Source organism: Nostoc sp., assembly GCF_036917195.1.
Lineage (GTDB): Bacteria > Cyanobacteriota > Cyanobacteriia > Cyanobacteriales > Nostocaceae > Nostoc.
The window spans coordinates 141548-156552 of the sequence record NZ_JBALDG010000075.1; the positions used below are offsets into that span (position 1 = coordinate 141548).

At 41.7% G+C, this 15005-nt stretch carries 11 protein-coding genes and 1 pseudogene; 3 read left to right on the forward strand and 9 right to left on the reverse strand.

The features are described 5' to 3' along the window. Window positions 1-8 precede the first annotated feature (8 nt). The 4 genes and pseudogenes from V7K40_RS26140 to V7K40_RS26155 all read right to left on the reverse strand — a co-directional run bounded on the left by V7K40_RS26140 (window position 9) and on the right by V7K40_RS26155 (window position 4012). Window positions 9-1604 carry a DHA2 family efflux MFS transporter permease subunit gene (locus V7K40_RS26140; RefSeq protein WP_334964894.1) on the reverse strand — a complete coding sequence of 532 codons (1596 nt, stop codon included), beginning with the start codon at window positions 1602-1604 and terminating at the stop codon, window positions 9-11. A gap of 62 nt (window positions 1605-1666) precedes the next feature. Then, a pseudogene (locus V7K40_RS26145) lies at window positions 1667-1798 on the reverse strand (MFS transporter); the annotation flags it as partial. A 114-nt stretch (window positions 1799-1912) separates the two neighbouring features. Continuing rightward, window positions 1913-3385, reverse strand: coding sequence for an HlyD family secretion protein (locus V7K40_RS26150; RefSeq protein WP_334964895.1), 1473 nt, complete (start codon window positions 3383-3385; stop codon window positions 1913-1915). A 159-nt stretch (window positions 3386-3544) separates the two neighbouring features. Next, complete coding sequence (locus V7K40_RS26155; RefSeq protein WP_334964897.1) at window positions 3545-4012, reverse strand: MarR family transcriptional regulator; 468 nt, start codon at window positions 4010-4012, stop codon at window positions 3545-3547. 374 nt (window positions 4013-4386) lie between these two features. Here V7K40_RS26155 and V7K40_RS26160 point away from each other — a divergent pair, with 374 nt between their 5' ends. Beyond that, entirely contained in the window at window positions 4387-6114 is a 1728-nt protein-coding gene (locus V7K40_RS26160) for a hypothetical protein (protein WP_334964899.1), read from the forward strand. 47 nt (window positions 6115-6161) lie between these two features. On the opposite strand, the gene V7K40_RS26165 is transcribed toward V7K40_RS26160, so the two are convergent. Continuing rightward, on the reverse strand, window positions 6162-7820 hold the full coding sequence (locus tag V7K40_RS26165) for a glycosyltransferase family 39 protein (protein WP_334964901.1): 1659 nt from the start codon (window positions 7818-7820) through the stop codon (window positions 6162-6164). 138 nt (window positions 7821-7958) lie between these two features. On the opposite strand from V7K40_RS26165, the gene V7K40_RS26170 reads away from it, so the two are divergent. Next, window positions 7959-8603 (forward strand): class I SAM-dependent methyltransferase, encoded by a 645-nt coding sequence (locus tag V7K40_RS26170; RefSeq protein WP_334964903.1) that lies wholly within the window; start codon window positions 7959-7961, stop codon window positions 8601-8603. Between the two features lie 90 nt (window positions 8604-8693). Here V7K40_RS26170 and V7K40_RS26175 read toward each other — a convergent pair whose 3' ends face one another. The 3 genes from V7K40_RS26175 to V7K40_RS26185 form a co-directional block, all read right to left on the reverse strand. Then, the gene (locus V7K40_RS26175; protein ID WP_334964905.1) at window positions 8694-9518 is read right to left on the reverse strand and encodes a M90 family metallopeptidase; all 825 of its coding nucleotides are present in this window, start codon (window positions 9516-9518) and stop codon (window positions 8694-8696) included. A 209-nt stretch (window positions 9519-9727) separates the two neighbouring features. After that, window positions 9728-11674 (reverse strand): Hsp70 family protein, encoded by a 1947-nt coding sequence (locus V7K40_RS26180; RefSeq protein ID WP_334964907.1) that lies wholly within the window; start codon window positions 11672-11674, stop codon window positions 9728-9730. Window positions 11675-11685: 11 nt separating this feature from the next. Further along, the gene (locus V7K40_RS26185; protein WP_334964909.1) at window positions 11686-12591 is read right to left on the reverse strand and encodes a hypothetical protein; all 906 of its coding nucleotides are present in this window, start codon (window positions 12589-12591) and stop codon (window positions 11686-11688) included. A 272-nt stretch (window positions 12592-12863) separates the two neighbouring features. On the opposite strand from V7K40_RS26185, the gene V7K40_RS26190 reads away from it, so the two are divergent. Continuing rightward, complete coding sequence (locus V7K40_RS26190) at window positions 12864-13655, forward strand: hypothetical protein (RefSeq protein ID WP_334964911.1); 792 nt, start codon at window positions 12864-12866, stop codon at window positions 13653-13655. Window positions 13656-14247: 592 nt separating this feature from the next. On the opposite strand, the gene V7K40_RS26195 is transcribed toward V7K40_RS26190, so the two are convergent. Then, the gene (locus tag V7K40_RS26195; RefSeq protein ID WP_334964913.1) at window positions 14248-14991 is read right to left on the reverse strand and encodes a response regulator transcription factor; all 744 of its coding nucleotides are present in this window, start codon (window positions 14989-14991) and stop codon (window positions 14248-14250) included. Between the last annotated feature and the right edge of the window lie 14 nt (window positions 14992-15005).

Sequence of the window (15005 nt, forward strand, 5' to 3'; positions counted from 1 at the left end):
TTACAAATTTAATGAGCGACAGCGCCACCAGTTGCCTTCACCTTTTTGAGGAATAAAATAGCAAGTCCACTAACTAACAAAGCAATGCCAATAAAGTAGAAACAATCGTTAAAAGCCATCACAAACGCTTCCCGGCGGACAATGTTAGATATTGATGCGATCGCTTCGTTTTGGGCTGTACTCAAATCTGCTCCCCGACTGACAAAATACTGTGTCATTTGGTCAATTCGCTGTTGAGTTTCTGGGTTATATAAAGATACTGTATCACCCAATCTATTCGAGTGGAATTGTTCTCTATTTGTCAATAAAGTCGCTAAAGAAGCAATTCCGAGAGAACCACCCATATTCCGCATCATATTAAATAAACCACTTGCCGAACCTGCTTCTTTCGGACTCAAACCAGCAGTTGCGATAGAACTCAGCGGCACCATAATTAGGGGTTGTCCCATTGCCCGGACAAATTGCGACCAGCGTAACTGATCTAATCCTGTTTCATTAGTCATTCCTGAGTTCATAAATGCACTGATGGAAAACAAAGTCACACCAACAGCCACTATTAACCGCACATCAATGCGTTTCATCAATCTGGGTATGAGAGGAATAATAAATAGTTGGGGAATACCAGCCCAAATTAATACTTCACCAATTTGCAGCGCATTGTATTTTTGAATTTGGGCAAGATACAGCGGTAAAATATAAATTGAACCATACAATCCTACTCCCAGCGACACATTCACAATACTCGCTAAACCAAAGTTCCGCCTAAGCACAAGCCGTAAATTAATAAATGGTTGCTTACGAGTTAATTCAATATAGAAAAATATTGCCAAAAAAATTACCGCAATCACACTTAAGCGTACAATCAGCGTTGAACCAAACCAATCTTTGCGACTACCTTCTTCTAAAACAACTTGCAGGGAACCTAACCCAATAGCCATCGCAATAATTCCCCACCAATCACCTTGTTTCAGTAAATTAATTTGGGGTAGTTCTTGCTTGATTCCGTACCAAACGCCAGCTAGCATTAATACCCCTGGGATTACATTTATATAAAAGTTGTATTCCCAACCAAAATTTTCTGTTAACCAACCTCCTATTGTCGGGCCAATTGAAGGTGCAAAAACTGCACTAAACCCAAATGCAGCTAATCCAACTGATTGCTTAGATTGGGGTAAAGTCGTTAATACAACTGTCATAGCAGTGGGAATTAATACTCCTCCGCTAAAACCTTGTAAGGCGCGAAATAAAATCATGGAATTGAGATCCCACGCCCAAGCACAGCAAATAGAAAAGAAGATAAATAGTACAGTATTGACTAATAAATAACGTTGCAAAGAAAATACTCGTGATAACCATCCTGTTAGAGGGATTACCACAATTTCGGCTACGAGATACGCCGTAGAAATCCAAGAACCTTCTTCTAAAGTTGCTCCTAAACTTGCTTGAATATCTTGCAGCGAAGCATTAGTTATTTGAATATCCAATACCGCCATAAATGCACCAAGCATACTGGCTAATACACCAATCCAGGTTCTTAGCGGTACACGTTCTGGTGGTACAGCAGGATTTTGCCCTTGCTGACGAATTACACCTGTATTAGCCATAGTGTTGTTCCAGTTCCAAGGTTAAGTAACAAAATTACCGCGATCGCAGGGCCAATTAATTACGCACCGTTGATCATTGTAGAGTTGATGGCGATCGCATTGGCTAAATATTCTCTGTGTTCAACTAATTCTGGCACAAATGCTTGGCAGGCTGGAGCATTTAAGGCGTTAATAAATCCTTGAAACAAACTCAAGTCCTGACTTAATTAAACCCCGAGAACCCCACCCCGCCAAAACTGTGCTTTGTCTCCCCTCCCCGCCGGCGGGGTGGGGTTATTGTATTATGGGGTAATTTAGTGGACATGATATTACTTGACTTCCACAGCAACTTCCGCAGACATCCCCGGAGTAATCCGCGATTCGTACCCTTGAATGCTCTTTTGGTCAAAAACTATTTTGACAGGGATACGTTGGACAATTTTAGTAAAGTTACCTGTAGCGTTATCCGGTGGCAATAAGGCAAACTGAGCGCCGGAAGCTGGCGAAACACTGTCAACACGACCAATAAAGGTGTGATGAGGGAAAGTATCCAGCTTGATTTCTACTGGTTCTCCTGGGCGCATCTTTTCTAATTGGGTTTCTTTGAAGTTCGCAACTACCCAATACTCGTTATCCACGATCGCCATTAATGGTGTTGCTGCTGCAACTCGGTTGCCAATTTCCACATTTTTCCTCCCGACTCGTCCAGCACTGGGAGCAATAACATTGGTATAGGATAGTTGCAATTGTGCGTCTTTGAGCGATGCTTCTGATTGGGCGATCGCAGCTTTTGCCGCTTCGTATTGACTACGTTTTACTGTTGTATCTTGTCCGCCAGCAGTCGCTTGTTGCAATCCTCCCTTAGATGCTGCCAATTTAGCTTGGGCATTGGTGACATTTTCTTGCGCTTGTGCTAATTGAGACTGGGCTTTGGCTACACCAACTTTGGCAGAGGCTAACTTAGCTTGGGCTTGTTCTACTCCCTGAATCGCGGCGTTCTTTTGTGCCGTAGCCACATTATAAGTTGCCTTGGCTGCGTCTAGTTGCTGACGAGCGATCGCCCCTGTTTTATACAACTGGTTGTAACGATTGTAATCTGCTTGGGCATTTTCCAAATTCGCATTTGCTTGCGCTACCTGCGCTTGGGCGGCGGGAATCCCCGCTTGGGCTAGTCTGACTTCAGCTTGCGCCGCTGGTATCCCGGCTTGGGCTTCTTGTACTGCTGCTTGAGCTGTAGAAATTGCTGCTACCGCACCGCTGACATCGCCCTGCGCTTGACTTGTCTTACCAGTGGTAGTTTGTGAAGTTAAGGCAATATTTGCTTGGGCAGCTTGCGCCTGACCACGCGCATTTTCTAGGGCTGCTTGTGCCTGTTGTACCTGACTTTCATAGTCCCGTGGATCTAACTTGACTAACAATTGTCCCGGTTGCACCAGTTGGTTATCATTCACAAGCACCTCACTTACTGTTCCGGGAATGCGGGTACTAACTTGGTGAATATTTCCGGCAACGGTGGCGTTGTCTGTTTCCTGGTGGGTGGAGGCGTATTGCCAGTAGTGAAGACCAAAAGTACCTGCGGCGATCGCACCCACGCCTAATCCTGCCAAAATTAACCCAGTCGGTTTTTTCCGTTTCGGTTTCGCTGGAACTTCTTTCTCTATCTCAGGAGTTACAATCGGTGCTTCTGCTGTTGCGGATGTCTCTGTTGTCAAAGCTTCTAAACTCTCTAAATCAGGAATTACTTGTTTTTCTAAAACTGGGGTCTTATGTCCGTTGCGTTCGTTCAAAGTATTAGCGCCCATGATGGTTATCTCGCTTGCTCATTCAATTATTTGATTAATAGTCGTTTATTTAGAATGCGTAATATTTCCTGAAAAATTTTTTTTCCTTAGTATGCGTAGTATTATCTCAAAATAAATCTTCACAGTACCTCCCCCGGTCGGGTGATTCTGCGATAATCTTTAGGAGAGGTTAGCGATCATCCGGTTCAAGATTTGAGAAAACAGTTCTCGGTCAGCGAAGGAAATACCGTCCATTGCTTCATCACGCACTGTTGCCGCAATAGGCGGTAAGACAGCTTCTAGTTGCTTACCTGCATCCGTTAGCCAGATTCGCCAGATGCGGCGATCGTGGGTGTCGCGTTCTCGACGCACCAAGCCGCGTTCTTCCATCCGATCTAGTACACCTGTTAAAGTCCCTCCCACTTGTTTGAGTTTGTCCCCAATACTAGAAGTTGGTAAACCATCTTCTTGCCAAAGACAGCACAACACCAGCCAGTGAAATGGCGTCAATCCAAACGGTTCTAGTCTCTCAGTAAACTTGCGACTGACCAGTTGTGAAACTAATTTGATTCTGTAGCCCAAATTGTATGGTGCCAGATTTTGCTGCCACGACTGTAAAGGTGGGGAGTGATTAGATGTAGAAACCATTGAGTAAAATATTTAGTGTACGTACTATTATTTTACCAAGATTCATCTTTTTTAGCAATAGTTGCTTTGTATCTGTCTTAGGGAAGAACTTGAATCAACTGGCACTCTTTTACTGTACCAAGAATGCGGTGAAGTCGAGATAATTTCGGGGACTGGTCAGTATAGATCCAAGCATAGCTCAAAGCTGGTACTTGAGAAATAGAGACTACTGGTTGGGGCGAATAGAAAGATAAAACTTAAACAGATTTTGGTTTTAGCGTCTATTTGCATAATAAAGTAGATAGGACGAGTTTGAAGATTGTACAATCAGAAAAATTCAAGAAAGCTTTTGATTTTCCTAATTAACACGATTTCTTCAGATATGGACGCGCACAATGCTAACACAATTACAAAAAGTTTTAACAACACCTATTACTCAAAAAAACAGACAAAATAAATCTAGATTGACCGTCATCTTTTGGTACAGTTTAAGTCTAATTTTTGCTGTTGGTTATATTTTTATGGGGCTGCGACAAGCTTTCACTAGTAAATATATAGTCAGCGACGATGCACGGGAATATATTTCTTGGATGTATCGTTACTTTAACCCAGATTTATTTCCTGGGGATTTAATCGCTGATTATTTTCAGTCGGTGACACCAATTGGATATGGTATTCTTTATAAAATAATTGCGGCTTTAGATATCGATCTAACTTTCTTTAGCAAAATTTTTCCAATAGTACTGGGACTAATTACAACTAGCTATTGCTTTGTAGTCTGTATGCAGATATTACCAGTGCCAATGGTGGGGTTTATCGCATCTTTACTTTTAAATCAAAGTCTTTGCCTGCATGATGATCTATTTTCTGCTACTCCTAGAGATTTTATTTATCCCCTATTTTTAGCTTTTCTATATTATTCAATCCGGTCTTTTGGCTTTGGTATATTAGTTGTACTTGCGCTCCAATGTTTAATATACCCTTTAATAGGTTTTGTTGATTTATTAATTTTAGGTTTGAGATTATTTCGCTGGCAAAATGGGCAGATAACTATTTCTCATAACCGAAAAGATTTTATTTTATTTGCAGTAGCCATTATGATTACTGGTATTGCAATCTTACCTTATGCCATTCAATCATCACAATTTGGTCCGGTAATTACTGCTGCTGCTGCCAGAACTATGCCAGACTACTGGGATGGAGGAAGAGTCAGATATTTTAGTCATAATATTATTAGTTATTGGGTTGATGGTAGAGATAGCGGTTTTTTTGCTTTAATTGCACCTGCTCAACTATTATTTGGTTTATTATTACCAATTATTCTGAAATTCCAGTCTCACTTTCTCTTAACCAAGCAAGTAAAGGATGAAGTCAAACTATTACCACAGGTAGTAATAGCTAGTTTAATAATGTTTTTTACTGCCCATGCTTTAGCTTTTAAACTGTACTGGCCTAGCCGCTACACTCATCATACTTTTAAAATGGTACTTGCTCTTGCAGCAGCAATCTCTATTACTTTGATTTTAGATGCTACATTTCGATGGTCGAGACAAAATGGGAGACAAATTTTAATCTTGGGGACTATTATAACCCTTGGTGCAGGACTCGTTTTGTACCCTAGCAGCTTAAAAGTTTTTCCCAAAATCCCTTATATAGAGGGTAAAGTCCCAACATTATATAATTTTTTGCAAAAGCAACCGCAAAATATTGTCATAGCCTCTACTTCCAAAGAAGCAGATAACATACCTATCTTTGCTCAAAGAACAATTTTGGTGGGTAAAGAATATGCTTTACCGACCCATACAAAATATTACGCTCAATTTCGCCAGCGGATGTTTGACCTGATTAATGCCCAATATACTGAAGATATTAACCAGATTAAAGACTTTATCCAAAAATACCACGTAACTTTTTGGCTATTAGAACGTTCTGCATTCATTCCTGAATATATAACTAAAAACACTTGGCTACAACAATATCAGCCAGCAGCACAACAAGCGAACGCAAAGCTACAGAAGGCTGTACCTGTCTTAGCTACATTAATTAACTCTTGTGCAGTTTTTGAGACTGATAATTTAGTCCTTCTCAATACAGAATGTATCAAAGTCGTTACCAAGACTTGAACACTAATTAGATTAATCTTTTTAGCAACAGTTGCTTTGCATTGGTCTTAGGGAAGAACTTGAATCAACTGGGACTCTTTTACTGTACCAAGAATGCGGTGAGGTCGAGATAATTTAGCCGACTGGTCAGTATAGATCCAAGCATAGCTCAAAGCTGGTACTTGAGAAATAGAGACTACTCGTTGGGGGCGAATAGAAAGATAGAAATTAAGCAGTACTTTGGTTTTAGCGTCTATTTCCACATAGTAGGTAGGATGAGTTTGGACAATTGAGGCGATCGCAGGTTGTTGTAAAAACACTTTTAAAGCAGGGTTATAGTCACTTAACAGCCCTATGCTACCTGTCGCCGCCAAAGCCAGCCAACAGGGAATTAACCAACCTGCAATCCAGTAACGGGCTGTGAGAAACTTTATGCCAAAGTGGTAACTACTAATCCACACTACAGGCAAAATTAACCAACCCAAGCCCATAGCCAAGCCAATAGTTGCATACTTGCGAATATCAGAACCACCCCAACTAAGAACGCCAATACTCGCTATAACAAGTAAAACACCTAATCCACCAAAGCCATAACTGAGATTTCGAGGAAGATTCTTGATGGCAAAAAGGGATAATATATTTATTCCACGTTTTTGAAGAGGGAATTGTGAGGGAATCCCTGTCTGGTAAATATTGCCTAACCAGTTCAAACCCACAGATGCAAACAAAGCTATGAACGGATAAACGCAAAGACTATAGTGAGGTAAACGACTGCTAAAAATACTAAGTTCACAAAATAGGACAAGTGGAAAGCCAACTAATATTAACTGGTAATCAGGAATGGGACGACGGAGAGTCGAAACTAAACCTAAAATCCCGAAAAAAGCCCAAGGAAATGCTATTAAAGGGATATTCCATATATAAAACAGCGGCCCATTATTATAATGATCCTCAGAACCTTGCCGCACAACAAACTTGAACAACTCCTCAAAACTTTGATTTCCGTAGTGCAACCAGTTTAACCACAGCCAAACACAAGTAGGGATTAAACCTACGAAAAAGCCTAAATACAAAATTGGGTTAGTAAGATGACGATGACGGCGATGTTCCCAAATTAAATAAGGGAATAAAGCTATGATAGGCAAAAAAATCATAAAGCTTCTGACTAAGAAGCCTAAAGCTAAACTTAAACCAGCTATAAAACTCCAAAAATAGCGATATTTAGGATGTAATTCTGTTTTTATTAAAGACAAAATAGCTAAAAGTACTAAGAAAATCATCGGTACATCAGGTGTACTTAAGCGGCAGTATTGTAGCCAGAGAAATTCCACACTTAAAATTACAGCAGCTAACCAAGCTAATTTTTTGCCTAGCATAATTTTGCCGATTTCATACACAAGCCATAAGCTAAAAATTCCAGCAATCATACTAGGAAGACGCGCACTGGTATCACTGATACCAAACAGCTTGTAGAAACTGGCAATTAACCAATAAGGACCAGGGGTTTTATGATGTGCTCTTTCCCAAGGATCTATCCAATTACCAGAATCAAACATCAGACGGGCACGCGATGCGTAAAGCCCTTCATCATGTGCCATCAGACTATTGTGCCCAGAAGTAAATAATAATAAGGGCAGTATCCAAATTAACAAACTAAAATAGGGTAATGATCCGACTAGACGGATTTGTCGCCAAATATGCTGCAATAAGTGTAGTTTATAGAACATTGAATTGCTCAAAATTGAATGCTGCTATTTAGACGAGTTTATGTGTCCTGCTGTTATTAAAATATCTTACATAGTGATTGTGAAGAAATACCTGAAATTGCCGCATTTTTCGGAAAAAGTAATCCCAAACAGAGATTTATGCAGTTAAGACCGAATCAACGCCTGAAATTAGACGACACAGATGATAAGCTGTTCTATGCCTATCCCCGCTTCGTCACCCATGTCGATGAAGGATTTATTCAACGGCTAACGGATTTATATCGCGATCGCCTCAAACCCAACACCCGCATTTTTGATATGATGAGCAGTTGGGTGTCTCATCTGCCAGAAGAGATCCAGTTTGACCATGTGGAGGGACACGGACTCAACGGTGAGGAACTAGCACGAAATCCCCGCTTAAATCATTACTTTGTGCAAAATCTTAACGAAAATCCGCAGCTACCTTTACCAGATGAAGATTTTGATGCTGTTCTCAATTGCGTATCTGTGCAGTATGTGCAATATCCAGAAGCAGTATTTTCCGAAATCTACCGCATTCTGAAACCCGGTGGTGTGGCAATTATCAGCTTTTCTAACCGGATGTTTTTTGAAAAGGCAATTCAAGCTTGGCGGGAGGCTTCAGAAGCACAGCGAGTAGAATTAGTCAAAGAGTACTTTGCCTCAGTTCCAGGATTTACAACCGCAGAAGTTATAGCTCATAAGTCAACATTACCAAATTTATTACAGTGGTTGGGTGCAGCTGGAGGAGACCCATTTTATGCCGTTATAGCTTACCGCAGTTAAGCCAAATAGTCACCAGTACAGCGGGGGCGTAATCCAGCTACCATCTCGAACAAGATTTGGGGCAAAATCCCTTGTTAAAGCCCCTGTACTTCACGCCCATTGCACAGGATCTAATTGATAGTAACGTTGCAGTTGTTCATAAACTGCTGGATGCTTGGACAACAATTGGTGCGGTTTCTCAAAGAATGTCTCAGTCGCTACGGCAAAAAATTCTGCGGGATTTGTTGCGCCATAGCTATCCATTACCGTCTTTACACCTTGCATAACATCATTACAAAGTTGCTGATATGCTTGTGTCATCACCTTAGCCCAAATAGGATAGTCTGAGTTGCGTTGCAGTATCGGAACTCCTTCAGCTTTACCATCTTCTTGATCCAACTGATGCGCGAATTCATGAAGCACAACGTTACGTCCATCCCTCCAGTTATTAGTGTCTTGTTTTACCTGTTCCCAAGACAGTATTACTTGATCAGTTGTCCACGATTCCCCTAATCTTGCCACACGCCTTTCTTCAACAACATAATTTCCGATAGAAGTCGTTTCCTGAACAAAATAAGTATTGGGATACACCAGAATTGAACGAAGTCTGGGGAAGTACTGCCCACGTTCATTTAATAGGAGTAAACAGGCGACGGCTGCAAGGGTCAGTTTTATTTCCTCCGTCACCAGTAATCCTTTACAGCCAATAAATTGCTTTTCTGCTAAGAACACTTGAATATGTCCCTGAAGTCGTCTGAGTTCATTGGGAGAAAGACAAGGATAAATGGGAAGATTATTCTCAATAATGGCATTCCAAAGTGGGGGAAAAGGACGATGTTTAAGACGGTTTCTTCGCCTTGTTAGGAGAACAGGATTGACTAAAATACCAGTAATAATCAGCCCAATGATCAGAAAGACAACTATTGTTTGAATCATTGACTTTTGAGCAATTTTAATACTTCCGTCGCTGGTAAGCAGAAAAATTAGATAAAATAATTGTTCTTATTGAAGCTCGCTAACTAAATTAAAATTGGGGGTTTTCTAATTTTACCTTTGCCAGCACTCTAAGTATGACCATCATTTTTAAATCCTTAGTAGATGCAATCAGAATTTAGAAAAACTATACTTACTGGCACATATCACCGCTATTGGATCAGAATTATGCAAGATTGAACCTTAGTGGAAAGGGTTTTTTGAAGCCCTTGCTCAACTTTGCCAATCAGTTTGTCAAAAGCCTCTTGATCCGCTGTCAGTTGTTCTTGAATAACTTTCTCTAACTCAGGCTTTATTTGCTCACATATATCCTCGATTTTTCTGTCGCCCAAAAAACTAGAACGAATCCAACCAGGTACATCCACATTTGTCTTGATTACTTCTTGAACAGTTTTGCGATTTAGCTCCATTCCTGCTGCCATAAGCGAAGCCCCATATACTAGTGCAATAGGCCAGGTTAAATGTCCAGTTAGTATTAGAGTGATGATGCTAGCCACAGCGCCTCCACCAATTATTACATTGACAATAAACGCCACTGTCTCAGCAATGATAGCATCTCCAATTCGTAGCTCTGGGTTAACAAAATTTGGGTCAATGCTATCCTCGAATCTCAAGCTGCTTCTAGGTATCTGAAACTTTCGACAGATTGGATCAGTTTGTGCAGCTAAATCAGGTTGGATTTTCTTATTAAACCAAGAAGTGCATTGATTATTAATTATCTGCCCAGCGCGTTCGTCGGAGACGTTGCCGGAGGCATCGCTTTTGAGCCACTGTTCTGCCCGACTGATCAAAGATGTTTCCAAATCTGCTAAAGTCCGTATTTTGTTTTTTTGCCAATCTTTTAAACCAGGTTTAACTGCGTTGAGAATCAAGCCATCTGTCAAAGGCTTAGTTAGTGATTCGATTAACTCCGGGATATGCCTCTCAATCAAACCTTTAAGCTGATTCGAGGTAAATAGTTTGTTGACTTCTTCTTTAAAAGCAGCAGCACGCAGATCCCATCGTCCTACTCGTGCTAAACCCATTGCAATGCACCGTTCCGGCTCCGGATCAGGGCGAAGCAGGGTTTCTGGTTCCGGAAACATTTCCTGACAAAGAAAGTGCGTAAACTTCATGCGAGATGCACCGCCAGTCATCAGCACAAGTTTTGGCACAATTCCAAGTTCGTCCAGCTTTTCTTTTGCCTCGGTTAAAGAGTCGCGAAACGATCGCATCCAACTATGCAGCTTCAGTTCAGGTAAGGGTTGGTTTAAGATTTCCTCCATCATCAATTTATTTACTTGGGGAATAAAATAAATCTGTTCGTTGATAGACTCGAAGCCACGCGCAAAGGATTCAGGATCGCTGTATAGTTGTTCATTAGAAAAGTAATCTTCTTTAGCTTTGCGGCAAGCAAGTTCACAACGAGCTTGGTGATGCGGATATTCCTGAAATACTTTTTCGAGTAATGCTTTTTGCTCGTGGTTGGCGAGAGTCCGGGCAAAAATAGCTTTGTCAATTAAAGATGCTCCTAAAGTATTACTCCCGAAATCTATGGGGATCTCTTCTAAACTCTTAACCAGAGTAAAATCTGTGGTTGAAGAACCAATATCGACAATTAGCACCGATGCAACAAGTTTGTCATACTCCAGCTTCCCGGCTTCCTTGGCTTGCATGAAAGCAGCCCGCGATTCTGGTACAACATTTAGTTGGGGAATGCCAGCTTCTTGAAGTAGCTTTTGGTATTCTGAGCGATCGCTAACTGACCATCCTGAAGGGCAACCAATGTAAAAATAGCTACCTTCCCCACCTTCAACTTGTTTGCTTTCTTTCAAAAGGCGGTAGTAGGTTGCGACAAAAGTGCTAATTGTTTCCCGATATTTGGGATCGTTGTTGGGTTTTTGCTTGAAAGAGATTGTCAGTTGGGTAACGCCAGCTTGAATTAATGCTTGTTCGCCGACAAGATAACCGAGTTTAGGATGCCAACCAAGAGCTGTAACTTGGTTCTTCTTGTTATTAATCTCCAGCATCTGAGGGGGTTCGATGCTTTCCACTATAGCTTTAGCTACAGCCGTTTCACCGTGTCCCAAATCAAAACCGATTGTTTCTAAAATTTCCATACCCTTATTGTCTATGATTCTCTAGAAGAATACACTGGCTCAATTACCCGGCCGCGCCTCAGGAGGCGATCGCCTTTCAACAAAGCAGGAGTTAGAGTTACGTGATCTTTGGTATCGGGGTCAATACTTGGCTCAAAGTCAAAATACTCGCGATCGCTATGAGGGTCATTTTGTCGGTAAATTTGAGCGTTAATTCCCTGAGACATTAAAATCTGTGGCAGAAGTTTCGCCAGTTCATGAGCCATTTGGGGTTTATCAAGTTTTGATGCGCCCATTAGCCTTTGCAGAAAGTTCAATAGCTCTGGCAGTTCTTCTATTGCTAAATCGCCTTCATGTTTATTCGATTCTTCTACTCTAGCCACTGCTAGGTCGATCGTGTTGAGAGCATCGCCAAGGTGATCTAGAAATACTTTGCTATCAACCCGGAGAACAGGTTGAGGTAATTCCAATAGCTCTTGAGAGATAGAATTTTGCTGGTTGTTTAAGTCGAGTTGAAGTACAACTTCTAGTCCTAGAAGTAAAGAGGTTAGTAAGATAGCCATCCATACACCTGGGGTGGTTTTAGTTAAAGAAAACAACGAACCTAAGATGCCTATACAAATTAGTGCCTGTAGCAGTTTCAGGATTAATCTATTGGCAAAAAACTTTGTACCTGGGTTAGTAATTTGCCTTTGCTCTATTGGAGCAAGTTGAGAATAGTTAGCCGCAGCGAGAGTAGCAATGGACTGCCGCAGCGTATCTAGAAAAAAGGAAGCCAGACGAACTTGAGCCAGATTAAGCTTTTCAATGTAAATTCTTTCGAGATGATCGAGTCGGTTTTGAACCAACTTAACTATCTGCTCGATGTTGGTTGTGTTATCAATATCTGTCTGGAGTTGGTTGCGTTCTTCGCTAAAAAGTGAACTTATTGTTTTCATTGCGTTGACTAAGACTTTAACGTTACTAATAGGGGTAAAATGAGCAGTTGTTTGCTCATTTCATCTTGTAATCACATGATGACCGAATAATTTATAGTTCATAATTGATGATTCATAATTATGTTACATCGAGAATTTAAACCCCAATTGAAACAGGACTGCTTCTAGAAGCACCGCGTACAAACCCTTTTTAATTATGAATTATGAATTATGAATTAATAATTATGAATTAGGTTGATTGCAAATTACTACCCTCAAAAAGGAGAAACAGAATGTTTATCTGCGTCATTGCAGACTACGGTACAGGAGATCCGGCATTTACAGAAGTCACACAACGTCTGCTGATGGCTTTTCCTGATGCCCAAATTCATTTGCTTTCGGTTCCAGCATTCAGTACCTTGGCAACGGGATTCTGGATTGCTCAATTGGGACTCAACCCAGGCCCTAGCGATCGCCTAATTTATCACAACTGTGCGCCTCGTCAAGATGATCCCGAAGCCCGTCGGGACAATGAAGGTGAAGGACTAACTTATGCCCTTTTATCCAATGGTGTAAAAGTAGTAGGTGTGAATGCAGGCTACACCCTCTCCTTTATCAAAGACTATACAAAGGAGTTGCGAGTGGTTAACGTTTCTCGTGGTGGCTCGCAGTTTCGCTCACGAGATGTGTTTCCTCCGGCTGCGGCTGCGGTGATGGGTGAAGATTTTAGCCTTTTGGGAGATAGCCTTAAGAGTGAGCAAATCCCAGATGCTCCACCAGATCGAATTGCCTGGATTGATGGCTACGGCAACATCAAAACAACTATTGGGGCGCATACACTTAATTTGGAGCCTCAAAGCAAGATTGTGATCCGGATTGGAGATGTGGTCAGTGATGCAGTGTATTCTGATGGCAGCTTCAAGGTGTCTGAAGGAACTTTGGCCTTTGCTCCTGGTAGTTCCGGTTGGTCAAGAGGTGATTCTGGAGAACCATTGCGCTTCCTAGAGCTATTTCTGCGAGGAGGGAGTGCTTGGGAGCGCTTTGGCCGTCCCCGTGTAAATCAGCAGGTAACTCGAATTGCCTAAAATCGGGTAGTTGGCTTCTGTTACCGTGGCTAAGGGAACTCCAAAAATTAAATTACCCAATTCCTGCATCTAAGACGACTATCAGATTCTTCTCCCTCTGCTTCCCCTGCTCACTCAGCAATTGGTTATTTTTTTATTTGGAAAGTCCCTAAGTACAGTTTTGCGTAAAAGCATAGCGTTTTTAATGCAGGAGAATGCATTAACAATGCGGCCAACGCATTGGCATTGTATCGGAATGCATTAACAATGCGGCCGACGCATTAGCATTGTATTGGAATGCATTGACAATGCGGCCAACGCATTGGCATTGTATCGGAATGCATTGACAATGCGGCCAACGCATTGGCATTGTATCGGAATGCATTGACAATGCGGCCAACGTATTAGCATTGCGAGGTATTACCTTTCTTTAATTCGCTACGAATTGACGTTTTATCCTAAATATGCACAGATGCGCTTGTAGAGACGTTGCATTGCAACATCTCTACTATCCGAAAATCTCACCAATAACCTTAACTAAACGGTAAAGAATAAAAGTTTCTGAGAGTTCTTGCCTAAGTGATGGCTTAGTTAAGGTTAATTTAGCGTGATTTCATTCAACGACTGTTACTGAAGCCCCTTCACTTGATGGAGGTATACCGGGTAACTCAAGACAGTATCCGGCACCATATACTGTCTTGATATAACGGGGGTGGCGGGGATCTGGTTCTAGCTTGGTTCTCAAGTGGCGAATATGGACTCGAATCGTTTCAATGTCGTCATCGGGATCGTAGCCCCAAACTTCTCTGAGGATTTCGCTGGGAGAAACCGTTTGACCGTGGCGTTGCAGCAAGCAGTGAAGTAGCTCAAATTCCAAGTGAGTCAATTTCACCGTCTCATTGAACCATATTGCCTCAAATCTTTCGGGAACCAGAGTGAGTGAGCCATAGTTTAGAATCTCACTGTGTTTTGCTGCTTGGGGAATGCGGTCAGTACGCCGCAAAAGTGCCCGCACCCGTGCCAGCATTTCTTCAACTTCAAAAGGCTTAGTGAGGTAGTCATCTGCGCCAGCATTGAAGCCCTCCACCTTGTTCTGAGTTTGGCTCAAAGCCGTCAACATTAACACCGGAATCTCAGAGGTGCGATCGTCACGACGCAGGCGTTGGCAAACAGTAAACCCATCTACCTTGGGCAACATTAAATCGAGCATGATCAAGTCTGGTTGTAGCTGGAGAGCCAGCGCTTGACCTTTGATGCCGTCTTCAGCTTGACTTACATCGTAGCCAGCCATTTCCAAGTTGACGGCAACTAGTTCTGAAATCGCTGGGTCATCGTCTATGACAAGAATCCTCGGCATTCTTAAAAAATTAT